We start from the raw sequence: 23,304 nt of genomic DNA, 5'->3' as shown, positions 1-23,304 counted from the left end.
GCGCGCCAAACCTGGGGGGAAGGCCGCGACCCTGGTCCGCTCTTCGAACCATCGGCGACGCCGGGGCGGTTCTCGGATTGGTGAAAGTCAGCGCCGCGAGGAGGGCGCGCCCCCATTCGCAAGGGCGAAAGGGCGCGATCGTTTCGCGGACGGACCACAGCATAGTCACGCTGCATGCGAATTAAAAGGTGTTCGGCCTTAACCCCCTGAATACGAGCCTCTGGCATGATGGATCCGAAGTCGCAGTAGGAGTGGTTTGCAGGCGTCATGGGTGGTCGCGCTGTCACAGGGATGAGCCGTTGGGGCGCGAAGGAATGGGCGATGACCGCCCTGGCCTTCGTGGTCATCTGCGCCTGCGTCCTGTTTGCGACGCGCGGTTTCGCCTGGGGCGCCCAGGGCGACGTGCTGGCCGTGCGGTTCGGCGCCGACCGGGATCGGACCCGTGTAGTCATTGATCTGGACAAGTCCACACAGGGGCGCGTGATCAATGCGGGAGACGGCGGACGGATCACCCTGGCTCTGGCCGGAGTGGCGCCGGGACGCGGCCTGAACGGCGGCGGATCGGGCCTTGTCCGCGCCTATCAGGTGACGGCGGTCGGCGGCGCCTCTCGCGTTGAGTTGGAGCTGGCGCGCGACAGCCAGATCGAGCGACGCTTTCTTCTGCCGCCTGGCGACGGGGTGGCCCACTATCGCTATGTGGTCGATCTAAAGGCGAACGGAGGCGCCGTCGGCCCCGCTGCGCCGCGTGTCTCGCCGACCCCGGCTCCCCGACGTGCCGAAAAACCGCTGGTCGTCATCGACGCGGGCCACGGCGGCCGCGATCCGGGGGCAAGCGGCGCGAAGGTGAGTGAGAGTGAGGTGACTCTTGCCGCGGCCCTGACCCTGAAGGCCGAGTTGGAGCGCACGGGCCGGTATCGCGTTCTGCTGACACGCGAAACCAACACCTATGTCGATCTGTATCGCCGTGTCGCCATTGCGCGTCGGGCCGACGCGGATCTGTTCATCTCGCTGCACGCGGATGCTGGGACGGACCCGGCCGTGCGGGGCGCCAGCGTTTACACCCTGTCCGAACAGGGCGCAGGACGGGCGGTGCGCGAGTTCACGCGGAGCGACAACTGGCATCGCGAACTGCATCTGCCCGGCCGCGATCCTTCGGTGGACCGCATCCTGCTGGACATGACCCAGCGTGCGACCCAGAACCGGTCGGCCCAGTTCGCCCGTGTGCTGCTGACACATTTGGAGGCCTCGGACCATCCGCTGCTGCGCCGCAGCCATCGCGATGCGGGCCTGGCCGTGCTTTTGGCGCCGGATGTGCCGGCGGTTCTGCTGGAGATGGGCTTCATCACCAATCCCGAGGACGAACGGCTGCTGACCGACGAACGGGCGCGTCGCCGCCTGATGAGGTCGGTCGCCGACGGCATCGACCGCTATTTCCGCGAGCCCGCCGCGGCCCTGGTGACCGCCTCCACCGACGGACCCGCCGGTCAGCCCTGACCGGTCGGCAACCAAGCCGGGGCTTGGCGGTTGTCGGATCATGAAGAGAGCAATCGTCACGGGAGGCGCCGGCCTGATCGGCGCCGGCATATGTCAGGCTCTGGCCAGCGAAGGCTGGCAGGTGGTCTCATTCGACAAGAAGGCCGCCGCGCCGGGCACGCGGCAGATCCTGTGCGACGTCGGCGACGAAGCCTCGGTCGCCGCCGCCTTCGAGGATCTGGGGTGGTCCGAGCTCGATCTTCTGGTCAACAACGCCGGCATCGCTGATCCCGCGAATGGTCCGTTGGCCGAATTGTCGCTGGAGGCATGGCGCCGCATCCTCGACAGTCACCTGACCGGCGCCTTTCTGATGAGCCGTGCGGTCATTCCCCGCCTGAGGGAAGGGGCGAGCGTGGTCAACATGGCTTCGACCCGCGCCTTCATGTCCGAGCCCGAGACGGAAGCCTACGCCGCGGCCAAGGGGGCCCTTGTCGCCCTGACCCACGCCATGGCGATCAGCCTGGGGCCAAAGGTGCGGGTCAATGCGATCGCGCCGGGGTGGGTCGCTGATCCTGACGATGTGACCGCTGCCGACCATGAGCAGCATCCGGTCGGTCGGGTGGGGCGGGCGAAGGACGTCGCCCAGGCCGTGCTCTATCTGGCGGCGGCCGAGTTCGTCACAGGACAGGTGCTGACCCTGGACGGTGGGATGACGCGAAAGATGATCTACGCCGACTAGGGGGCGAGCTGTCCTAGGCCAGGCCCGCCTTCTTCAGCGTCTTCCAGGCCTTGATCACCCGCTGCAGCTTGGCCTCGGCGCCGCGGTCTCCGCCGTTGGTGTCGGGATGAAAGCGCTTCAGCATCTCGTGGTAGCGGGCCTTGACCGCCGCCTTGTCCGCGCCGGGCTCCAGGTCCAGATCGGCCAGGGCGCCGCGCTCCAGCTTGCCGACGCGCCGATCCTCGGTCGGCGACTGGGGCGCCTGATCGCCGCGACGGCCGAAAAGGCCGAAACTGTCGCGCCATGAGCCGGCGCCTGTGGTGTTCGACGTACCCATCTTCGCCGAGAAGGCGGCGGCTTCGCGCGTGAATCGACCCGCCTTCATCTCCCAGGTCGGGCGTCCGCCCGTCATGGCCTCGTTTTCCTGAGCCGCGCGAATCTCGCCTTCGGTCATGCCGGCGTAGAAGTTCCAGCCCTTGTTGTACTCACCCGCATGGGCCTGGCAGAACTCATAAAAGTCGTTCAGTCGTTCGCGCGACTTGGGCGCCTTGGCGGTTGCGGCGCGGCGGCAGTCCGGCCACTGGCACGGCTTTTCGCCGGGCTTGAGATGCAAAACATCCGCCTGGGCCGCTTCCTCCTCGGCCTTTGGCGGCTTCACGCGAATGTCGGTGAATCGCGGCTTGTATTGAAAGGAGGCGGACATCACACGAAGTGTAGTTCGGATTTGGACCTCTTCAAGGAAACGATCATGTCAGACGGGCCCGTGGCGACGATTATCCGTGAAAAACTGACCGCTGCGTTGTCGCCGCAACGTCTTGAGATCGAGGACGACAGCTGGCGGCACGCCGGCCACCATCACGAGGGCGGCATGGACGCCCAGCCGGGTGGGGAGAGTCATTTCAACCTTGTGATCGTGTCGTCCGCCTTCGAGGGCGTTTCGCGAGTGCTGCGCCAGCGCCGGATCAACGACCTGCTGCGCGCCGAACTGGCCGGGCCTGTACACGCCCTGTCCATAAAGGCCCTGACGCCGGCGGAGGCCGTTCACAGCGTCTGATTGCGGCGGAGACCAGCGTTCACTCCGTCTTAGAACCTTCGTACTAGCGTCGCGCCTTACAAAGAACGTGGGGGCGGGTTCATATGGTTGAATCGGACGGTGTTGCTAAGACATTTCCCGGTGATCGGCGCGCGGGCGACCCGGCCCAGGCCCTGACGGCCATCCTGCAAACCCAGTATCTGCGCTATGTCATCATCGCCTCCTGGGCCCTGGCGCTGTTGGGCACCGCCCCTTGGTGGCAAGCTCTGATCTGGTTCGTGATGACCCTGGGGGCCGGCACGATCCGGGGCGTGGTTGAGCACAAGCTGCGTGATCGGGTGGAGGCAGGCTGGGGCATGGTCTTCCCAGCGGTCGCGACCGTCACCACCGCCGCCTGGGCCGTCGCCCCCCTGATGGCCTGGTACTCCGGCGCGGTTTTCGGCCAGGCTTTGGCGGTCGGCTTCATCATTTGCGGCTATGTGCTGGTCTTCGCCCAGCTTCGTAATTCGCCGCTGCACGCGATCATCGTCTCGTCGCCCTATGGGGCGGCGGCGGCGATCATGTTGCTGAGCTGCTGGGGCGAGCCTCAGTTCTGGTCGATGATTGCGGTGCTGCCGTGCGTGGTCGCCGTGCTGTTCGTGCTGGTGACCATGACCATGTTGCGCGAGAGCCGGATCGAGGCCTTCCAAGCCCACCAGGCCCATCTCATCGAAGAGCTGGAGGCCGCCCGCGACAAGGCGGATGCGGCGAACCAGGCCAAGTCCAACTTCCTCGGCGTCATTTCGCACGAGCTGCGAACGCCGATGAACGGCGTCCTCGGCGCGGCGCAGCTGCTCAGCGCAACTCGACTGGAGGCCGCCCAGCGCGAATATCTGTCGATCATCCGCAACTCCGGCGACAACCTTCTGTCGCTGCTGAACGACATTCTCGACATGACCAAGATCGAGGCCGGCAAGATGACCTTCGAGGTCGTCGATGTTGTGGTGGAGGACCTTCACCGTCGGATCACCGGACCCTTCGAGGCCCAGGCCGAGGCCAAGGGTCTGACGTTCGCGTCTGAACTGGAAGGCGAGATTCCGGCGGTCGTGCGCGGCGATCCGCTGCGCGTCTGTCAGGTCGTGCAGAACCTGTTGTCCAACGCCGTGAAATTCACCGACGGCGGCGAAATTCTCTATCGCGTGCGCGGCACGCGCATCTCCGATCGGCGCGTCGGCTTTGAATTCTCGGTGACGGACAGCGGATCGGGCATATCCGAAGCGGATCTGGCCCGGCTGTTCCAGCCCTTCACCCAGGTGGACGCCTCATCCACGCGGCGCTTCGGCGGAACGGGCCTGGGTCTGACCATCGCACGCCGCATGGCCAACATCATGGGCGGCGACATCACGGTGGACTCCGAGGTGGGGCGCGGATCGTGCTTCACCCTGACCGTAGAGGCCGAGGTCGTGGAATGGGTTCGCCCTGTCGCGACCGGCGCCGTAGAGGCCGAGGTCGAGGAAGGGGTTGCGCTGAGGGTGCTGGTGGTCGAGGACCACCCCGTCAACCGCATGATCCTGGAAGCCTGGATGAGCACGGCCTCCCACGCCGCCGTCACGGCGGAGAATGGACAGTTGGCCGTAGAGGCAGCGTCCGAACAGCCGTTCGATCTGATCATCATGGACGTCAACATGCCGGTCATGGATGGGCTGACGGCGACTCGGCGCATTCGGGACGGAGACGGGCCGAACGCCGACACGCCGATCGTCGTGCTGTCGGCCTCAGCCCGCAGCGAGGATCACGAAGCCGGGCTGGAGGCCGGCGCGGACGCCTATCTGACCAAGCCGATCGACTTCGCCGCCCTGGCGGAGATGATGGGCCGTGCCGCCGGCGGGCGCGCAGCCCTGAGCGCCGCCGAGGATTCGCCGAGCCAGTCGGCCGCAGCCTGACGCGACTGATTTAAGGGGGCGCGCAAGGCGCGGCGGCGGGAAACCTCCGTCGCCTTCTTCGTTCTTGGCTGACGGCGCCGCTCGCCGCGGGCAGACTGGATCATCATGCGCGCCTTCGCCGAACTTCTGGATCGCCTGTCTTTGACGGCGTCGCGCAACGCCAAACTGGTGCTGGTCCGGGACTATCTGAAGGCGACCCCCGATCCGGATCGGGGCTGGGCCTTGGCGGCCCTGACGGGGGATCTGACCTTCGACGCCGCCAAGCCGGCCATGATCCGAAAGGCGGTCGAAGGGCGGGTCGATGCGACCCTGTTCGGCTGGTCCTACGACTATGTCGGCGACCTGGCCGAGACCGTCGCCCTGATCTGGCCCGGTCAATCGGATCATCGCCCCAACCGCGAACCCGAACTGGGCGAGGTGGTGGACGCGCTGCGCGCTGCGGGCCGCACCGAGGTTCGAGCCTTGCTGGAAACCTGGTTGGACGCTCTGGAGCCGAAGGGGCGATGGGCCTTGCTGAAGCTGATGACGGGCGGACTGCGGGTCGGTCTGTCGGCGCGCCTGGCCAAGACGGCGGCGGCCATGATGCGCCCCGCCGAAGCGGTTGCACCTCCTAAGGCGGAAGGCGGGGAGGCGCGTGCGGTCCTGGAGCCGGTGGATGTATCGGCGGTGGAGGAGGTTTGGCATGCTGTGGACCCGCCTTACGCCGATCTGTTCGCCTGGCTGGAAGGTCGCGCCGAACGGCCGAGCCCCGATGCGCCCGGACGGTTCAGGCCGGTCATGCTGGCCGTGGCCGTCGATGAGACGGCCGATCTGCCGCGGCTCGATCCAGCCGACTACGCCGCCGAATGGAAGTGGGACGGCATCCGCGTTCAGGCGGTGGTCGAGGGCGGTGTGCGCAAACTGTGGTCGCGCACCGGCGACGAGATTTCAGCCGCTTTTCCTGACGTGATGGAGACCCTAGCCTTCGCGGGCGCCTTGGACGGCGAACTGGTGGTCTGGCGGGACGGGGCCGTGGCGCCCTTCGGCGATCTGCAGCAAAGGCTGAACCGCAAGACGGTCGACGCCAAGGCCATGGCCGCCTTTCCCGCCGCCGTCATCGCCTATGATCTGCTGGCCGATGAGACCGGCGATTTACGGGCGCTGCCCCTCAGAGACCGCCGCGCCCGGCTGGAGGCGCTGGTCGGCGCCCATCCCGAGGCGCGCCTGCATCTCTCGCCTCTGGTCGATTACGCAGACTGGACGGAGTTGGCGCGGCTGCGGGCCGATCCGCCGGTCGGGGCGGCGGCCGAGGGCTTGATGCTGAAGCGGTGGGACAGTCCCTATGTGGCCGGCCGACCAAAGGGGCCGTGGTTCAAGTGGAAACGTGATCCCCACGTCATCGACGCCGTTCTGATGTACGCCCAGCGCGGTCACGGCAAACGGTCGAGCTTCTACTCAGACTACACCTTCGGCGTCTGGACCGAGGCCGGTGCGCTGACCCCCGTCGGCAAGGCCTATTTCGGCTTTACCGACGAAGAGCTGAAGCAGTTGGACAAGTTCGTGCGGGACCATACCGTCGAGCGGTTCGGACCGGTGCGGTCGGTTCGGGCAGAACGGGATTTCGGCCTGGTGCTGGAGATCGCATTCGAGGGCCTTCAACGATCGTCGCGGCACAAGTCCGGCGTCGCCATGCGCTTTCCCCGCATCAGCCGAATCCGCTGGGACAAGCCGGCGCGCGAAGCCGACACCCTGGACGGGGTGATGGATCTTCTGGACGCCCTGGAAAGCGGCGGCGGACGGGTGGCTCGGAGTTGACGACCCGCGCCGGTTGCGGCGTCAGTCCGGGCGCACGACCATGCAGGTGACGCGACGTTCCGACAGAGCCTCGCACGCCGCCTTGGCGGCGTCCTCGGTCAGTCCGGTGAAGCGCGACCGGTACCATTCGCCCGCCGTCTGAACATTGCGTTCGGCGTTGGCGAATTGGGTGCGGAAGCGGCGATTGACCTCCGTCAGCCAGTCGGAAGCGACCTTTTCATCCTTGAAGGCGCCGACCTGAACAGCCCACCGGCCTGAGGCGCGTGATGGGGCGGCCCTTGCGGCTTCGCGGGCGGGCGGCGGCGTGGTTCGGCGCGCAGGCGCCGCACCGCCGGATCCACCGTTCAGAGAGGCGGTGAGGTTGGCGGGCGCCCGACCGGCTGTGTCGGCGGCGGCGCGTCGTTCCGAAGGGGCGGGCGTGACGCGTGTCGGCAAAGCCGCCGGGGCCGGGGCCGCCGTATAGGCGACGGCCGAGGTTTCGCCGCCGATGGCGTCTTCGTCATCCGACAAGGCGGCGTAGGCCACGGGGGCGCTGGGCGACAGGGCTTCGGAGCCGACGCCGAAGCCGCGTTGTTCGAAGAAGGACTGGGCGATCTGGATCGACTCGCCCTGCGCCCGCCGCCGTTCGACCTCGAAGCCGGTGTCCATCAGTTCGGCGACATGGGCGTTGCGGCTGGCGCTGGAGCGACCGCCCAGCACGACGGTGATCAGCCGACGTCCATCGCGCACCGCAGAGGCGGCGAGATTGTAGCCCGAGGCGTTGGTATAGCCGGTCTTCATCCCGTCATAGCCGTTTCCAGTGGGCAGGAGACCGTTGGTGTTGCGATAGCTGCGGCCGTTGTAGGCCCAGTCATGCAGGCCGAAATAGCTGTAGTACTGGGGAAAGTCTCGCATGATGGCGCGGGCCAGGATGGCCTGGTCGCGGGCTGAGGTCACCTGGCGCGCATCGGGCAGGCCGTTGGCGGTGAAATAGCGCGTCTGGGTCATGCCCAACTGTTGGGCCTTCTGCGTCATCAGGCTGGTGAACCGGCTCTCGGAACCGCCCACATGTTCGGCGATGGCGACGGCCATGTCGTTGGCCGACCGCACGGCGGTGGCGCGCATGGCGTCGTCCAGGGTGATGGTCTGACCCGCCGCCAGGCCAAGTTTCGACGGCGGCTGGGAGGCGGCGTGGGGCGAAACCGTCAGGACGTCGTCAGCCTTGACCCGGCCCTGAGACAGGGCCTCGAAGGTCAAATAGAGCGTCATCATCTTGGTCAGGGAGGCCGGATAACGACGGGCGTCGGCATGGCGCGAAAACAGAACCTCGCCCGAGGCGGCGTCTATGACGATGGCGGCGTAGCGGCTGTTTTCCTGGCTTTGAGCCTGGGCTTCGATCGGCCGGACGTTCGCGCTGAACACCAGCGACAGGGCGAGAACGGCGAAGAGACCACGGCGGAACAGTGAAAGCATGGGCGGATACGACCCTCGGTGAGCAGGGTGCGACAGGCCCCCCGGCCGACGCGATTGGAGGTCTAGCATAGGAGAGGCGGGTTTCAGGGTGGTTAACCGATCATCAACGCGAATTTGAAGAGCGAGTCACGAAATGGTGCAATGCACAATGATCCTTGATTTTTGTTCGCTTGTGCAGCATAAAGGTGATGACCCTGGGTCAACTAGATTGCGCCGTCCCTCCAAACCAATCGGAAACATGACCATGGCCGACACCGCCGAAACCATTAAGAAGACCGCCGATTCCGCCGCCAAGGCCCAAAACCAGGCTCAGGCCCATGCCGCCGATTTCCAAGCCGCCGGCGCCAAGGCGCTGCGTGAAGGCATCGACAAGTCGGTCGCGTCGCTGACTGAACTGAACGCCCACGGCAAGAAGAACCTGGACGCCGTGGTCGAGTCGGCCACCGTCGCCCAGAAGGGCGCCGAGGCCCTGTCGCAACAGGCTCTGGGCTTCGCCAAGACCAGCTGGGAAGACGGCGTCGCCGCCGCCAAGGAACTGTCGACCGCCCGCTCGGTCCAGGAGTTCTTCGAACTTCAGACGACCTGGGCCAAGAAGTCCATGGAACGCTATATGTCCGAACTGGCCAAGACCAACGAGATCGTCACCACGACGGTCAAGGACAGCCTGAAGCCCATCAATGAGCGCGTCACCGCCTCGGTCGAGACCTTCCAGGCCGCCCGCTAAGTCTGGCGATCGAAGCATTCGAAGGCCCCGAGGTTCGCCTCGGGGCCTTTTCTTTGTCTTCAGGGCAGGGGCGTGTGGTCGTAGCTGAAGACGCGCGCCAGCTTCCAGGTCTCGCCCTCGCGCTTCCACATCTGGGTGAAGCGGGCGCGGCCGACGCGGGTTTCGGGGCCGTCCCCGCGCCTCTCATAAAAGACGTGTTCGCCGGTTTCGACGGCGCCGTAGTTTTCGATCGGATAGACCGCCACCGCGTCCGCAAGCGCTTCGCGTCGAGACCGCCAGGCGTCCGGCGCAAGGCGGTCCTGACACCGATCGGCGTACTGGGCCACGAAACCGTCCGCATCCGTCGCCACCCGACCGCCCCTGTCGTCGAAGAATTCGAAATCGTCCGTAACGAGCGTCCGCAGGGTCGCAGGGTCGCACGCTTCGAAGAAGACGGAAAAGAGCCGGGCGTCCGCCGCCATGACCGACTCGCGCAGGGTCTGGCCCGGCGAGGGGGCGGCGAGCAGCGCCAATGCGGCCAATGGCGCGGCGGCGAGGGCGACGGACATGGGGGCGACCTTTGATTGGGGATGTCCCAACCTGTGGCGAAAGGGTTGCGGGATCACGTGAATCTTTCGTCAGCCTCCGCTCACGAAAGCCGTGACTGGACGCCGCTTCAAATCAGGCCATCATTCCCTATCTGATAGACAAGACGACTCCCCGATACGGAACACGAATGCCCATACAAAGGCCCGGTGAAACAGGCGGCGGACAAGGAACCGCCGTCGTCACCGAAACAAAGCCCAAGCTTCAGAAGCCCTCGCTTTACCGAGTGCTCATACTGAACGACGATTATTCGCCGATGGAATTCGTCGTCTATGTGCTGGAGCGGTTCTTCCAGAAGAGCCGAGAAGAAGCCACCCGCATCATGCTGCATGTGCATCAGCATGGCGTGGGGGTCTGCGGCGTCTACACCTATGAAGTCGCCGAGACCAAGGTCGCGCAGGTCATCGAAACCGCGCGCCGCCACCAGCACCCTCTGCAATGCACGATGGAAAAGGACTGAGAGGAGCCTCCCTATGCCTTCATTTTCCCGTCCTCTCGAAGAAACCCTGCACCGCGCCGTCGGCTACGCCAATGCGCGTCGGCACGAGTACGCCACGCTCGAACACCTGTTGCTGGCCCTGATCGACGACCCGGACGCCGCCAATGTCATGCGGGCGTGCAATGTCGATCTGTCGGCCTTGAAGGCGGCGCTGAACCTCTATGTCGACAATGATCTAGCCGCCCTCGCGACGGCGGACGGCGAGGACGCCAAGCCGACGGCGGGCTTCCAGCGCGTGATCCAGCGCGCGGTCATCCACGTCCAGTCCTCGGGTCGCGAAGAGGTGTCCGGCGCAAACGTGCTGGTCGCCATCTTCTCGGAGCGCGAGAGCCACGCCGCCTACTTCCTGCAAGAGCAGGACATGACCCGCTATGACGCGGTCAACTTCATCGCCCACGGCATCGCCAAGAAGGCCGGCGCCGGCGAGACCCGTCCCGCCAAGGGCGCCTCGCCTGAGGAGGCCGAAGACCAGTCGGCGGTCAAACAGGGCGGCGAGGCGCTGGAAGCCTATTGCGTCGACCTCAATGAGAAGTCGCGCCAGGGCAAGGTCGATCCACTGATCGGCCGTCAGGCCGAGGTCGAACGCTCGATCCAGATCCTGTGCCGCCGGACCAAGAACAATCCGCTGCTGGTCGGCGACCCCGGGGTCGGCAAGACCGCCATCGCCGAAGGCCTGGCGCGCAAGATCGTCAACGGCGAGGTGCCCGACGTCCTGAAGGACGCCACCATCTATTCGCTGGACATGGGCGCTCTTCTGGCCGGCACCCGCTATCGCGGCGATTTCGAAGAGCGGCTGAAACAGGTGGTCAAGGAGCTGGAGAACCACGACAACGCCGTGCTCTTCATCGACGAGATCCACACGGTGATCGGCGCCGGCGCGACCTCGGGCGGGGCCATGGATGCGTCGAACCTGCTGAAGCCGGCCCTCGCTTCGGGTTCGCTGCGCTGCATGGGATCGACGACCTATAAGGAGTATCGCCAACACTTCGAGAAGGACCGCGCCCTGGTGCGCCGCTTCCAGAAGATCGACGTCAACGAGCCGACGGTCGAGGATACGGTGAAGATCCTGAAAGGTCTGAAAACCTATTACGAACAGCACCATAAGGTTCGTTACACTGACAGCGCCGTGCGGACGGCGGTCGAGCTGTCGGCGCGCTACATGACCGACCGGAAACTGCCGGACAAGGCGATCGACGTGATCGACGAGGCCGGGGCGTCGCAGATGCTGCTGACCGAGTCCAAGCGCAAGAAGGTCATCGGTCAGAAGGAGGTCGAGGCCGTCATCGCCAAGATGGCCCGCATTCCGGCCAAGTCAGTGTCCAAGTCGGACACCGAGAGCCTGCGCGAGCTGGAGGTCGATCTGAAGCGCGTGGTCTTCGGCCAGGAGCAGGCGATCGAACAGGTGTCGGCGGCGATGAAGCTGGCGCGGGCGGGTCTGCGTGATCCGAACAAGCCGATCGGCAGCTTCCTGTTCAGCGGTCCGACCGGCGTCGGCAAGACCGAGGTGGCGCGTCAGCTGGCCTCCACCCTCGGCATCGAGATGCAGCGTTTCGACATGTCCGAGTACATGGAGCGGCACACCGTCAGCCGCCTGATCGGGGCGCCTCCCGGCTATGTCGGCCATGACCAGGGCGGTCTGCTGACCGACGCCGTCGATCAGCATCCCCATTCGGTGGTGCTGCTGGACGAGATCGAGAAGGCGCACCCGGACGTCTACAACATCCTGTTGCAGGTGATGGACAACGGCTTGTTGACCGACGCGGTCGGCAAGAAGGTGGACTTCAGGAACGTCATCCTGATCATGACCACCAACGCCGGCGCCGCCGACAACGCCCGCGCCTCCATCGGCTTCGGCCGCGGCAAGGTCGAGGGCGAGGACGAAAAGGCCATCCAGCGTCTGTTCGCGCCGGAGTTCAGGAACCGCCTGGACGCCATCGTGGCCTTCAAGCCGCTGCAGGCCGACACGATCCGCTCGGTGGTGACCAAGTTCATCCTTCAGCTGGAAGCCCAGCTGGCAGACCGCAACATCACCATCGAACTGACCGACGAGGCGGCCGACTGGCTGGCCAAGAACGGCTTCGACGAACTGTACGGCGCGCGTCCGCTGGCGCGGGTCATCCAGGATTCGATCAAGAAGCCGCTGGCCGACGACATCCTGTTCGGGCGTCTGACGCGCGGCGGACACGTCAAGGTCCAGCTGAAGGACGGCAAGATCGACTTCGACATCAAGAGCGCCGGCGGCGTTCCGGCGAAGTCGGAGGAAGAAGAGACGGCCTGATCAGCCCGAGCGACGACGAGCGGAAGGCCCGGGCGGAGACGCCCGGGCCTTTTTTCATGCGCGGCGCGCTCGGCGGCGGCATACTGGGTCGATGGGGCAGGTTGAACAGATTGAAGAGGCGGCGGCCTTGCTCGCCCAGGCCGAGCGGCGGCAGGCGGACGGGGACCTGCACGGCGCCTTTGCGGCCTACAAGGCCTGTCTGAAAGCGGCGCCGGATTTCGCCCCCGCACTGTCGGGTCTGGGTCTGTTCCTGGCCGAGCACGGCGATCCCGGAACGGCGGCTCAACTGCTCAGCCGCGCTACGGCGGTCGGGGATGATGTGCTGCGGCGGCGGACAGAGCCGACTTTCGCGCGTCTGCTGGCGGGCCTGACGCCCAATGCTTGGAACGCCGTGCTGGATCGCGACCTGCAGACGTGCCTGGCCTCTCCAACCGTCGACCCGCAGACGCTGGCGCGGGTGACCGCCGAGACCCTGTTGCTGAAGCAGGCGCGGTTCGATGGATCGGCGTCGATGTTGTCGGACATGGGGCGCGATCCGCTGTGGCTGGCCTTCCTGTCGCGGTGCGTGAACGTGAGCCCAGCCATGGAGGCCCGGCTGGACGCTGTGCGCGAAGCCCTGGCGGAGATGTCGGTGGAAGGGGGCAGGCCGGACGCCACGATAGGCGTTCTGATCGCCGCCTTGGGCGTCAACGGGTTCGCGTCCGAATATGTCGCTTCGGCGCGGCAGGCTGAGGGTGTGGCGGCTATCCTGTACAGACCGCCGACCCCGGCAGACGTGTCCGCCCTGGGCGAGGGCGAGATCCAGGCTCAACTGATCCGCCGCGCCGTTGAAGAACCGGCGCGCGAGCGGAATCTGGCCCGGACGGTTCCCGCTTTCACGCCCGACTGCGAGGACGCGGTCTCCGAAGCGGTCAAGGATCAGTACGAAGCCAATCCTTATCCGCGCTGGTCGGCGCCGCCTTCGCCGCGACCTCGGCCGCTTCGTGAAGCCGTTTCAGTCTTGCCGGGGTTGGATCGTAAAGCCTTCGGCGATCGTGTGGAGACGATGCTGATCGCCGGATGCGGCACGGGCTTCGAGCCCATCGACCTGGCGCGGATGGACCCTTCGCTGGCGATCACCGCGATGGACCTGAGCCGCGCCAGCCTGGCCCACGGCATGAGGGTGGCCGAAGACCTGGGTCTGACGCAGATCCGGTTTGTTCAGGGCGACATCCTGAAGCTGGACCAGGTTCAAGCGCGGTTCGACGTCGTCACCAGCACCGGGGTGATCCACCATACGGCGCGACCGGCGGACGGGCTCGCGCGGCTGGCGGGCGTTCTGCGGCCCGGAGGCGTGGTGCGGCTGGGGCTCTACAGCGAGCGGGCGCGGGCGGTGGTGCGGGCGGCGCATGACCTGATCCGGGAGCGGGACTGGACGCCCGTCGATGCGGACATCCGGGCGTTCCGCGCCCATGTCCTGGCTCTGCCGGACGGCGAGCCCCTGGCGGCGCTGAAGGAAAGCGCGGACTTCTACAGTCTCAGCGGATGCCGTGATCTGGTCTTCCACGTGCAAGAACATTGCTACACGCCGCCCCAACTGGACGATCTGCTGGCCGTCGCTGGTCTCCGCCTGATCGGTTTCGACGCCCCGCCCGAGGCTCAGTCGGCGTTCCGTTCGGCCTTCGGGCGCGCCGATCCGCTGGACCTGGACCTTTGGGACAAGCTGGAGGCACAACACCCCAACCTGTTCGCCCGCATGTATCATCTGTGGGCGCAGAAGCCAGCCTAGGTGGACCTTCCCCCGCTTGCGGGGGGAAGTGTCAGCTCGTCGAGCGTAGCGAGACGGCTGACGATGGGGAAGTCTTCTTCCAGCCAAACAAGACTCCCCTCTCCGACCCTGGTTCGCTTCGCGAACGACGGGCCACCTCTCCCGCAAGCGGGAGAGGGTCAGTTTTCTTTTTTGAAGGGCGACAGTTCCTCAGTCATCTCTCGCCTCTGCGCCTCCACTGCGGGGCCTTCGCGACGGAGATAGTCGGCGACCGGGTCGCGCAGCGCGGGGTCGGCGATGAAGTGGGCGGAATAGACGGGAGAGGGCAGATAGCCCCGCGCGATCTTGTGCTCGCCCTGGGCGCCCGCCTCGACGCGGGACAGGCCGTGCGCGATGGCGAACTCGATCGCCTGATAATAGCAGAGCTCGAAATGGAGGAAGGGCACGTCTTCCAGCGCACCCCATTGGCGGCCGTACAGGGCGTCGCGGCCGATGAAGTTGAGAGCGCCGGCGATGGGCTTTTCGTCTCGGAAGGCCATGACGAGGGCGATCCGGTCCGCCATGGTCGCGCCCACGCGGCTAAAGAAGTCCCGGGTCAGATAGGGTCGCCCCCATTTCCGGTCGCCCGTGTCCATGTAGAAGGCGAAGAAGGCGTCCCAGTGGGCCTCGGCGATGTCGGCGCCCGTCAGGATGCGGATGTCCAGACCGGCCTGGGCGTCGCGGCGTTCGCGGCGGATGGTCTTGCGGCGGTTGGCCGACAGGGCGGACAGAAAGTCGTCGAAGGTCTGATAGCCGTCATTGCGCCAGATGAACTGGATGTCCTGGCGCGGCAGCAGGCCGGCCTGGGCCATGTCCGTCCATTCCGTTTCGGTCGGGAAGTTGACGTGCAGGGACGAGACGCCCAGCCGCTCGACCAGGGTCAGGGCGCCCTGAAGCAGGGCCTGGCGCACGGCGGCCGCGTCCGTATCCGGGTGGTTCAGGAAGCGTGGCCCGGTCGCCGGGGTGAAGGGCACGGCGCCCAGCAGCTTGGGGTAATAGCGACCGCCGGCACGCTCATAGGCGTCGGCCCAGCTGTGGTCGAAGACATATTCGCCCTGGCTGTGGCCCTTCAGATAGAGGGGCATGACGCCCAGGACGGCGTCATCCTCGTCACGCAGGGCCAGGTGTCGCGGCGCCCAATCCTGGTGCGGCGCGGCGCTGCCGGACGCCTCGCAGGCGTGCAGAAAATCGTAGGAGACGAAGGGATCGCCGGTGGGACACGCGCAGGCGTCCCAGGCCTCGCGGCCGATGTCGGCGATCCCGTCGTGAACCGTCAGTGTGAAGGTCAACGGATCTCCACGACGGCGTCCACCTCGACGGCGAAGCCCAGCGGCAGCTTGTAGACGCCGACGGCGGAACGGGCGTGGCGGCCGGCGTCGCCGAACACCTCGACCATCAGGTCCGAGCAGCCGTTGATGACGGCGGGAATGGCCTCGAAATCCGGTCCCGCCTGGACGAAGCCGCCCAGCTTCACGATCCGCACGACCCTGGACAGGTCGCCGTCGCAGGCGGCCTTGATCTGGGCCAGCAGGTTGATCCCGCACAGGCGGGCGGCGGCGGCAGCCTGTTCCGGCGTCACGTCCACGCCGACCGTGCCCTTGATCCCGCCCGAAGCGTCGTTCGACAGCTGGCCCGAGATATGGACGACCGCGCCCGACTGGACGAAGGGCACATAGTTGGCCACCGCCTTGGCGGGTTCCGGCAGGGTGATGCCGAGTTCGGCGATACGGGATTCGATGGTCATGGGGGCTCCTTGATCTGGTCGGCGGTTTAGCGCGGCGCAAGGGCGGCGTCACCCGTCCGGCGTCTTAAGCCTTCGCCAATCGCCATATGCCAGGATGGCGCTCATGGATCTGCACCTGACCTCTGACGTCGCCGCCTTTCAGGCCGTGTTGGCGCGCCTTTCGCCGTCGGACTGGGCGCACGTTGATGCAGCCATGGAGCCCGCCGCCGCCAAGGCCGCAGAGGCCGCGCCCCACTGGGATTTCGAAATGCCAGCCAGGGCGGTGGACGCCGTTCTGGGCGCATCCGCCTCTGACGCGGTTCGACGCGGCCTCATCGCCAGTTGGGCCCTGCGCTTGCCGGATCGGGTCGCGACCCTGGCTCTGCCGCCCGAAGTGCTGTCCCTCTATCCCTATTGGATCGAACAGCTGGCGGCCTTCCTGACCCAGGCGGAGGGCGATTACGACTTCGACCACTGGGCCAAGGATGTTCGCTTCAGCCTGGCGCTCAGCGTGCCGGCGGCCAAGAGCCAGGTCATCGACCTGAGTTCGCCGGTGGGGCCGGGACAGATCATCAAACATGTGCGCGACGGCTGGGGCTTCGGCCCTCTGTTCCGCTATCTGAAGGCGGGCGCCAAACGCGAGCCCTGGCTGGAGGTCCATACCGAGAGCCGCTGGCTGCGCGGCTTCAACGAGGAGGGTTGGAACGACGCCTGGGCCACGGCGGCGGAAATCTGTCGGACGCGACCGGAGCTGGCGGGGATGATCGGCTCCAGCTGGTTCTACGACCCGCCCCTGACCGAGATCAGCCCCCGCCTGGCGCACCTGCGGCTGAACCCGCTGAAGGGCGGGGCCTTTATGGTGCATCAAGGGCCGGGCGAGATCCACACGCAGCGGGCGGCAACAGCCTCTGCGTCGCGAAAGGCGTTGATCGACAGCGGTGAATACACCGCGCGGTCATGGCTGATGGTCTGGCCGAGGAAGGAACTGATCGCCTGGGCGGACCGGCGCAAGGCCGTCGCCCTCGTCTGAGAGCCGGCGATGTTCGATAGCCCGATTATCGATTAGTGTGCTGACATTTTCGGATTGGAGCGACGGCATGTCGATGGCGGCGAAGCGTGCGGGCGGGACGCATCCTCTGCGTTTGGTCGGTTGGGGCCTTGTGGCCTTGGCCCTATCGGCGCCGCTGGTGGCCATGCAGTTCACTCGCGAGGTCGCCTGGACGGCGTCGGACTTCCTGTTCGCGGGCGTCTTGCTGGTCGGAGCGGGCGCCTTGATCGAACTGACGCTGGCTTTGATCAAATGTCGTTCTTTGGCTCTGGCCGTCTGCGCCGCGGTGGTCCTGGCGGTTCTGCTGATTTGGGCCGAGGGCGCCGTGGGCGTTTTCTAAGCCGTTTCAGTCGGTAAGGCGGCCCCAGGCCGAGGCCACGGGTTGAATGTCCAGCCCGGCGGCCTTGGCGAGCAGGATCAGCCGGTCGATGTCTTCGGGGCGGCAGCCATAGGGGGTGGGCGCGTCGCTGACGTCGTGGCCGTAGGCGATCAGCCAGCCTCTAGAGGCCGCCGTGTCTGCGACAAGCTGTTCCAGATCATAGCCGGGCAGGCGACGGCTCTCCAGGCCGATGGCCTGCACCAGATTGCGATCCACGCGGCCGGTGTTGATCCCGTCGCGCACGCCTCGGCCGCACAGGAAGCGCCGCTCAATCACCGCCTTGGACCCCAGGGCGCAGTCGCCGAACGGATAGGCGAAGGTCTGCATCCGATAGCCGTCCAGCCGTTCCGACACCCAGGCGGCGTTGCGGGCCAGGCTGGCGTCCAGTTCGGCTGGCGACAGGCGCAGGGTCGAGACGTGTTCATAGGTGTGGCAGCCGACCTCGTGCCCCGCCGCGTGCAGGGCCTGAAGGTGCTCGGTCTCGAACTGCGGCAGATCCAGATTCCGCCCGCCCGCCAGACCGCCGCAGACATAATAGGTGGCCTTCACCCCGTGCTGGGCCAGCACCGGCCCGGCCTCCAGCCAGGCTGAGGCGGGGATGTCGTCGAACGACAGGCTCAGCACGCCTCGCGGGGATCGGATGGTCACGGGGCGGACATCCAGATAGCGGCCGGCGCGGCGGCGCATCTTGTCGACGAAGGCGTTCATGTCGCCCTTATCGCGGATCGGGCTTAAGGCCGGGTTTCAGACCGCAACGGGTCGAGCGGTCAGGCCGCGCTCGCCGAAGACGCGGCGATAGCGTTGGATTTCGGCCGGATAGCCCACGGCCTTTTCCGGGTTGTCCGACAGTTTGACGGCGGGGCGCCCCCCGGCCTCGACCACCTTGCAGACCAGGGAGATGGGCTCAAGCTCGGGGGCGAAGGCGGGCGAACACTCGCGGAAGTCATTGGTCAGATTGGTGCCCCAGCCGAAGCTGAGCCGGGTGCGGCCATGGAAATGGGCGTGGGCCGCTTCGATGCCGTCGATGTCCATGCCGTCGGAGAAGATCAGCAGCTTCTCGCGCGGATCGCGGCCCCGTTCGCGCCACCAGTCGATCAGCCGTTCGCCCGCCGGGATCGGCGGGGCCGAGTCGGGGCGGAAGCCGGTCCAGTCGGCGACCCAGTCGGGAGCCTGATCCAGAAAGGCCTCGGTGCCGAAGGCGTCGGGCAGGACGACCAGCAGATTGCCGCCGTAGTGCCGCCGCCACTCGTCCAGCACAGCATAGGGCGTCTGGGCCAGGCTGGCGTCGTCGGGGGCCAGGGCGGCCAGGACCATCGGCAGTTCGTGGCCATTGGTGCCGATGGCCTCCAGATCGTTCTCCATGGCGTGGAGCACATTGGAGGTGCCGATGAAGGACCGGCCCAGACCTTCCTTCAGGGCCTGAATGCACCAGCGTTGCCACAGGAAGCCGTGGCGACGACGGGTGCCGAAATCGGACAGGGCGAGGTCGGGCAGGATGCGCAGCCGCTCGACCTTGGACCACAGCCGGGTCTTGGCCCGCGAATAGAGGACGTCCAGTTCGAACCGTCCCAGCCGACGCAGCCCTGTGCGGCAGCGCAGTTCGTTGAGGATGGCCAGGGCGGGGATTTCCCACAGGGTCACCTCGGCCCAGGCGCCGGAGAAGGTCAGGACATATTGGCCGTCCTGAACCGACAGGTCGTAGTCGGGCAGGCGGTAGTCGGTCAGCCAGGCGATGAAGTCCGGCGAGAAGATCTGCTTCACCCCATAGAAGCTGTTGCCCGCCAGCCAGACCAATTCCTTGTTGGTGAAGCGCAATGTGCGGGCGTGGTCCAGCTGGTCGCGCAGTGCAGCGACGTCGATCTCGTCCGCCATACGGACCGACCGGGTGCGGTTGATGACCTGGAAGACGACGGGCGTGTCGCGATGTTCACGCCAGATCATCTGCAACATCAGCAATTTGTAGAAATCGGTGTCCAGCAGGCTGCGGACGATCGGGTCCAGGCGGAACCCGTGGTCGAAGGCGCGTTTGGCGAGGTCCATGCGCCCTCTTAGGTCTTAAGCGCCCGACCCGCCACCACGGCGTCCTTGCCGAACTTTTCCCGCAGCCGGTCGATGGCCCGTTCGGTCTTCAGGAGGCGGGTCTCGGCGCTTTGGAACAGACCGACAGGCGCGTCTTCGGCATCCTGAATATCCGCCATGCCGATACCGATCAGCCGATAGGGCGGCCCCAGTTCCGGCCGCAGCAGATCGCGACCGGCGGCGAACAGGGCGCGGGCGGTCTGGACCGGTTCGGCCAGGCTGATCCGCCGGGTGACGATCTTGAAGTCGGTGCGGCGCAGTTTCAGCACCAGGACGCGGCTGGCGACGCCGTCGCGCCGCGCCTTTGAAGCCAGCTTCTCGCACAGGGGCCAGAGCTCGGCCTCCAGCGCCTCGGCCGTGCTGAGGTCCTCATTGAAGGTGGTCTCGGCGCTCATGCCCTTGCGGTCCCGCTCCGGGTTCACGGCGCGGGCGTCGCGGGCGTGGGCCAGGTCGTAGAGGCGCAGACCGGACTCCCCATAGCGTTTGACCAGGTCGCGGACGTCGGCCCGGGCCAGATCGCCGATGGTGGCGTAGCCGTCGCTGCGCAGCGCCTTGCCGAACACCGGGCCGACGCCGGGCAGGGCGGTGACGGAGCGGGGCGCCAGCAGGGCCTGGGCATCCCCTGCGCCGATGACGGAAAAGCCTCGCGGCTTGTCCATCTCCGAGGCCATTTTCGCAAGGAAGCGATTGGGCGCCAGGCCGATCGAGACGGTCAGGCCGGTCTCTTCCTCGATCTGCTTCTGAAACCGGATCAATTGAAAGGCCGGAGGCCCGCCGTTCAGTCGCTCCGTGCCCGACAGATCGACCCAGGCCTCGTCCAGCGACAGCGGCTGGATCAGGGGCGTCAGCCGGCCCAGGGCGCCCAGGATGCGATCTGACTCAAAGACGTATTTGGCGAAGTCCGGCTTGATCACCACGGCATCGGGACAGGCCTTCAGGGCCTTGAACATCGGCATGGCGCTGCCGACGCCATATTGGCGGGCGACATAGCAGGCGGTCGAAACCACGCCGCGCTTTCCCCCGCCGACGATCACCGGCCGGTCGCGAAGCTCGGGCCGATCGCGCTTTTCGACCGAGGCGTAGAAGGCGTCGCAGTCCATGTGCGCGATCGTCAACCGATCCAGTTCCGTGTGGGCGACGATGCGGCGCGATCCGCACGACGGGCAGCGCCGATCCGGCGGCCCGGCGGGGTCGGTTCCGGTCCACAGACAGTCGCGACAAACGGCCTTTATGGCCACGCTTAAGGTCTCCGTAACCTTGGCTTCACCCCAACTTAAGACTGGGCAGGCAGTATGACGTTCAACGCGGCGTCGCCAATTCGCCGGCGACCCAGGTCAGGTGATGATGTCCAAGAAAGTCCTCATCGTCGAGGATAACGAGCTGAACATGAAGCTTTTTCATGATCTGCTCGATTCCCAGGGCTACGAGACCTTGCAGACCCGAGAGGGGCTGCAGGCTTTGGCCCTGGCGCGCGCGCACCATCCGGACCTGATCCTGATGGACATTCAACTGCCTGAAATTTCGGGTCTCGAAGTCACCAAATGGCTGAAGGACGACGAGGAGCTGAACCATATTCCGGTCATCGCCGTGACCGCCTTCGCCATGAAGGGCGATGAGGAGCGGATTCGTCAGGGCGGTTGCGAGGCCTATATCTCCAAGCCGATCTCGGTGATGCACTTCCTCCAGACCATTCGGCAGCATCTGGGATGAGCGCGCGAATTCTGGTCGTCGATGATGTGGACGTGAATGTGCGTCTGCTCGAGGCCAAGCTGACCATCGAATATTACGACGTGCTGACCTGCCACGACGGTCAGACGGCCTTGACCCTGGCGGCGAAAGAGCAGCCGGACCTGATCCTGCTGGACGTCATGATGCCTGGCATGGACGGTTTCGAGACTTGTCGGCGGTTGAAGGCGCGAGCTGAGACGCGCCACATTCCGGTGGTGCTGGTGACGGCCCTGGACGGCCGAGCCGATCGGATTCGCGGTCTGGAGGCCGAGGCCGACGACTTTCTGACCAAGCCGATCGACGATGTGGTGCTGCTGGCGCGGGTCAAGTCGCTGACGCGGCTGAAGCAGGTGATGGACGAACTGCGCGAGCGCGAGGAAAGCAGCCGGCGCATGGGCGTGGGCGACGAGGCTGCAGCGCGTCTGAGAACCGAAGGCGGCCGGGTTCTGATCGTCGATGACGACGAAAGCCAGGCCGCAGCGGTCGCTGCGGAACTGGGCCGCGAACACCGCGTGGTGGTGGAGACCGACCCCCAGGCGGCGCTTGCGGCGGCCAAGGGGCCGCTGGATCTGATCATCGTCAATGTGGCGGCCCAGAGTTTCGATGGATTAAGGGTCGTCGCCATGCTGAAATCCGGCGATGCGCGGCGCGCGCCGGTCCTCGCAATCGTGGAGCCTAGCGAGCGACCGCGGATGGTCAAGGCGCTGGAGCTGGGGGCTACCGACATCCTGCCGCGTCCGATCGACACCGAGGAGCTTTCCGCCCGTGTCCGCACCCAGATCCGGCGCAAACGCTATACGGACTTCCTGCGCCAGAAGCTGGACAGCAGTCTGGAAATGGCCGTCACCGACTCTCTGACGGGCCTGCACAATCGGCGCTACATGGCCGGCCAGCTGCAGGCCCTGGTGGGGCGCGCCACACACGGCGGCTCGCCGGTGGCTGTGCTGGTCTTGGATATCGACCACTTCAAGGCGGTCAACGACGGTTTCGGCCACGACGCCGGCGATGAGGTTCTGGCCGAATTTGCGGTCCGGCTCGCCACCAATGTGCGCGCCGTGGACCTGCCCTGCCGTATGGGCGGGGAGGAATTCGTGGTGGTCATGCCGGGCGCGGGTCTGGAGGACGCCCGCATGGTGGCCGAGCGTATTCGCCGCGACATCGCCGCAGCGCCGTTCCGCGTGATGGGCGGCGAGGAGTTTTTGACCATCACCCTGTCGATCGGCGTCGCCGCGACCACCGGCGCCGGGGACACGCCCGAGGCCCTGCTGAAGCGGGCCGATGAAGGCGTTTATGAAGCCAAGGCCGGCGGCCGCAACAAGGTCGTCGCGCGCGCGGTCTGACGTCGCACCGGCGTAGCCGCAACGAAAAACGCCCGGCTGCGACCAGCCGGGCGTTTTCCTTTGTCAGCGGATCAAGGCGTTACTTGATCTTGCCTTCCTTGAACTCGACGTGCTTGCGCACGACCGGGTCGTACTTCTTGACGACCATCTTTTCGGTCATGGTGCGAGCGTTCTTCTTGGTGACGTAGAAGAAGCCGGTGTCGGCCGTGGAGTTCAGGCGGATCTTGATGGAAGCCGGTTTGGCCATCGGAATTACCTCTGCGACGGCGAAAGCCGCTTAAAATAAGAGGCGCGGAACATACTCAGACTCGATCCAAAGTCAACGGCCCAATCTCAGACGGCCGTCCACGGCTGAAGAGGCCGCACAGTCGCGCAGGCGGGGCCGCCGTCGCGGGCACGGCCGGGCAGAATCACCTCAAGCGTCTGACCGGCGCGGGCCTGGGCCAGAAGGGCGGCGGGAATGTCGTGGACATCGATCTTGGCGCGACGGCTCCATTCGCCGTGCTGTCCAGCCGATGTGCCGATGGCGATATAGATGAAGCGGCGCAACGGGCCCTCGCGCCGGACGAAGGGGCCGGTCAGCCGCCCGTCGTCGGACAGGGTCACGGGGACGTCGAACCTGATCGGACCGTCACCGGCGATACGGGGTTTGACCGGCGTGTTGGCCTTGTCCTGCAGGCTGTAGGCGACGCCTGGGACCGGGTCTGCTGTGGTCAGGCGCAGGGTGATGGCGCTGGGCATGG

23 protein-coding genes are annotated in these 23,304 nt (G+C 66.3%); 13 read left to right on the top strand and 10 right to left on the bottom strand.

Going from position 1 to position 23,304, the window contains the following annotated elements; translation table 11 throughout:
- Positions 1-321 precede the first annotated feature (321 nt).
- Together GGQ93_RS00465 and GGQ93_RS00460 are read left to right on the top strand one after the other, a co-directional pair.
- Positions 322-1,494 carry an N-acetylmuramoyl-L-alanine amidase family protein gene (locus GGQ93_RS00465; protein ID WP_183214788.1) on the top strand — a complete coding sequence of 391 codons (1,173 nt, stop codon included), beginning with the start codon at positions 322-324 and terminating at the stop codon, positions 1,492-1,494.
- Positions 1,495-1,534: 40 nt separating this feature from the next.
- Entirely contained in the window at positions 1,535-2,212 is a 678-nt protein-coding gene (locus GGQ93_RS00460) for an SDR family oxidoreductase (RefSeq protein ID WP_183214787.1), read from the top strand.
- A gap of 13 nt (positions 2,213-2,225) precedes the next feature.
- Here the strand turns inward: GGQ93_RS00460 and GGQ93_RS00455 are convergent, their stop codons facing one another.
- Positions 2,226-2,894 carry a J domain-containing protein gene (locus GGQ93_RS00455; RefSeq protein ID WP_054766181.1) on the bottom strand — a complete coding sequence of 223 codons (669 nt, stop codon included), beginning with the start codon at positions 2,892-2,894 and terminating at the stop codon, positions 2,226-2,228.
- 45 nt (positions 2,895-2,939) lie between these two features.
- On the opposite strand from GGQ93_RS00455, the gene GGQ93_RS00450 reads away from it, so the two are divergent.
- The 3 genes from GGQ93_RS00450 to GGQ93_RS00440 all read left to right on the top strand — a co-directional run bounded on the left by GGQ93_RS00450 (position 2,940) and on the right by GGQ93_RS00440 (position 6,940).
- Entirely contained in the window at positions 2,940-3,245 is a 306-nt protein-coding gene (locus GGQ93_RS00450; RefSeq protein ID WP_054766996.1) for a BolA family protein, read from the top strand.
- A gap of 83 nt (positions 3,246-3,328) precedes the next feature.
- The gene (locus tag GGQ93_RS00445; RefSeq protein ID WP_183214786.1) at positions 3,329-5,146 is read left to right on the top strand and encodes an ATP-binding protein; all 1,818 of its coding nucleotides are present in this window, start codon (positions 3,329-3,331) and stop codon (positions 5,144-5,146) included.
- A 105-nt stretch (positions 5,147-5,251) separates the two neighbouring features.
- Entirely contained in the window at positions 5,252-6,940 is a 1,689-nt protein-coding gene (locus tag GGQ93_RS00440; RefSeq protein ID WP_054766179.1) for a cisplatin damage response ATP-dependent DNA ligase, read from the top strand.
- 21 nt (positions 6,941-6,961) lie between these two features.
- On the opposite strand, the gene GGQ93_RS00435 is transcribed toward GGQ93_RS00440, so the two are convergent.
- Positions 6,962-8,392 carry a D-alanyl-D-alanine carboxypeptidase gene (locus GGQ93_RS00435; protein WP_152950654.1) on the bottom strand — a complete coding sequence of 477 codons (1,431 nt, stop codon included), beginning with the start codon at positions 8,390-8,392 and terminating at the stop codon, positions 6,962-6,964.
- Positions 8,393-8,636: 244 nt separating this feature from the next.
- On the opposite strand from GGQ93_RS00435, the gene GGQ93_RS00430 reads away from it, so the two are divergent.
- The gene (locus GGQ93_RS00430; protein ID WP_182713555.1) at positions 8,637-9,116 is read left to right on the top strand and encodes a phasin family protein; all 480 of its coding nucleotides are present in this window, start codon (positions 8,637-8,639) and stop codon (positions 9,114-9,116) included.
- Positions 9,117-9,175: 59 nt separating this feature from the next.
- Here GGQ93_RS00430 and GGQ93_RS00425 read toward each other — a convergent pair whose 3' ends face one another.
- Positions 9,176-9,664: a nuclear transport factor 2 family protein gene (locus GGQ93_RS00425; RefSeq protein WP_054766177.1), complete on the bottom strand. Its 489-nt coding sequence runs from the start codon at positions 9,662-9,664 to the stop codon at positions 9,176-9,178.
- Between the two features lie 167 nt (positions 9,665-9,831).
- Here GGQ93_RS00425 and clpS point away from each other — a divergent pair, with 167 nt between their 5' ends.
- From clpS to GGQ93_RS00410, 3 genes are all read left to right on the top strand, one after another.
- Positions 9,832-10,161 (top strand): ATP-dependent Clp protease adapter ClpS, encoded by a 330-nt coding sequence (clpS, locus tag GGQ93_RS00420; RefSeq protein ID WP_054766176.1) that lies wholly within the window; start codon positions 9,832-9,834, stop codon positions 10,159-10,161.
- Between the two features lie 13 nt (positions 10,162-10,174).
- Entirely contained in the window at positions 10,175-12,478 is a 2,304-nt protein-coding gene (gene clpA, locus GGQ93_RS00415; RefSeq protein ID WP_152950651.1) for an ATP-dependent Clp protease ATP-binding subunit ClpA, read from the top strand.
- A gap of 91 nt (positions 12,479-12,569) precedes the next feature.
- Entirely contained in the window at positions 12,570-14,246 is a 1,677-nt protein-coding gene (locus tag GGQ93_RS00410; protein WP_183214785.1) for a class I SAM-dependent methyltransferase, read from the top strand.
- 158 nt (positions 14,247-14,404) lie between these two features.
- Here the strand turns inward: GGQ93_RS00410 and GGQ93_RS00405 are convergent, their stop codons facing one another.
- Both GGQ93_RS00405 and GGQ93_RS00400 read right to left on the bottom strand, forming a co-directional pair.
- Entirely contained in the window at positions 14,405-15,553 is a 1,149-nt protein-coding gene (locus tag GGQ93_RS00405; RefSeq protein WP_183214784.1) for a GNAT family N-acetyltransferase, read from the bottom strand.
- Complete coding sequence (locus GGQ93_RS00400) at positions 15,550-16,008, bottom strand: RidA family protein (protein WP_183214783.1); 459 nt, start codon at positions 16,006-16,008, stop codon at positions 15,550-15,552. The genes GGQ93_RS00405 and GGQ93_RS00400 overlap by 4 nt, the downstream gene beginning before the upstream one ends.
- A gap of 103 nt (positions 16,009-16,111) precedes the next feature.
- Here GGQ93_RS00400 and GGQ93_RS00395 point away from each other — a divergent pair, with 103 nt between their 5' ends.
- Together GGQ93_RS00395 and GGQ93_RS00390 are read left to right on the top strand one after the other, a co-directional pair.
- On the top strand, positions 16,112-17,017 hold the full coding sequence (locus GGQ93_RS00395) for a hypothetical protein (RefSeq protein WP_183214782.1): 906 nt from the start codon (positions 16,112-16,114) through the stop codon (positions 17,015-17,017).
- Between the two features lie 67 nt (positions 17,018-17,084).
- Positions 17,085-17,375: a hypothetical protein gene (locus tag GGQ93_RS00390; RefSeq protein ID WP_183214781.1), complete on the top strand. Its 291-nt coding sequence runs from the start codon at positions 17,085-17,087 to the stop codon at positions 17,373-17,375.
- Between the two features lie 6 nt (positions 17,376-17,381).
- On the opposite strand, the gene GGQ93_RS00385 is transcribed toward GGQ93_RS00390, so the two are convergent.
- From GGQ93_RS00385 to GGQ93_RS00375, 3 genes are read right to left on the bottom strand one after another with little or no spacing between them, the layout of a single operon-like run.
- On the bottom strand, positions 17,382-18,122 hold the full coding sequence (locus tag GGQ93_RS00385) for a polysaccharide deacetylase family protein (RefSeq protein ID WP_183214780.1): 741 nt from the start codon (positions 18,120-18,122) through the stop codon (positions 17,382-17,384).
- A 36-nt stretch (positions 18,123-18,158) separates the two neighbouring features.
- Positions 18,159-19,454, bottom strand: a complete 1,296-nt coding sequence (locus GGQ93_RS00380) for a nicotinate phosphoribosyltransferase (protein ID WP_183214779.1) — start codon at positions 19,452-19,454, stop codon at positions 18,159-18,161.
- An 8-nt stretch (positions 19,455-19,462) separates the two neighbouring features.
- A complete protein-coding gene (locus GGQ93_RS00375) occupies positions 19,463-20,731 on the bottom strand; it encodes a DNA polymerase IV (RefSeq protein WP_183214778.1) in 1,269 nt (422 codons plus the stop codon).
- Between the two features lie 106 nt (positions 20,732-20,837).
- Between GGQ93_RS00375 and GGQ93_RS00370 the strand changes: the two genes are divergently transcribed.
- Positions 20,838-21,203 (top strand): response regulator, encoded by a 366-nt coding sequence (locus tag GGQ93_RS00370; RefSeq protein ID WP_182713570.1) that lies wholly within the window; start codon positions 20,838-20,840, stop codon positions 21,201-21,203.
- The gene (locus tag GGQ93_RS00365; RefSeq protein WP_183214777.1) at positions 21,200-22,561 is read left to right on the top strand and encodes a PleD family two-component system response regulator; all 1,362 of its coding nucleotides are present in this window, start codon (positions 21,200-21,202) and stop codon (positions 22,559-22,561) included. The genes GGQ93_RS00370 and GGQ93_RS00365 overlap by 4 nt, the downstream gene beginning before the upstream one ends.
- Before the next feature lie 79 nt (positions 22,562-22,640).
- On the opposite strand, the gene rpmG is transcribed toward GGQ93_RS00365, so the two are convergent.
- Together rpmG and GGQ93_RS00355 are read right to left on the bottom strand one after the other, a co-directional pair.
- The gene (gene rpmG, locus GGQ93_RS00360; protein ID WP_003164451.1) at positions 22,641-22,808 is read right to left on the bottom strand and encodes a 50S ribosomal protein L33; all 168 of its coding nucleotides are present in this window, start codon (positions 22,806-22,808) and stop codon (positions 22,641-22,643) included.
- Between the two features lie 86 nt (positions 22,809-22,894).
- Positions 22,895-23,302, bottom strand: coding sequence for a DUF5990 family protein (locus GGQ93_RS00355; RefSeq protein WP_183214776.1), 408 nt, complete (start codon positions 23,300-23,302; stop codon positions 22,895-22,897).
- Between the last annotated feature and the right edge of the window lie 2 nt (positions 23,303-23,304).

This window comes from Brevundimonas aurantiaca (assembly GCF_014199955.1).
GTDB classification, from domain to species: domain Bacteria; phylum Pseudomonadota; class Alphaproteobacteria; order Caulobacterales; family Caulobacteraceae; genus Brevundimonas; species Brevundimonas aurantiaca.
The sequence above is the reverse complement of the archived record's forward strand: the minus strand, read 5'-3'. Positions and strand labels throughout refer to the sequence as shown.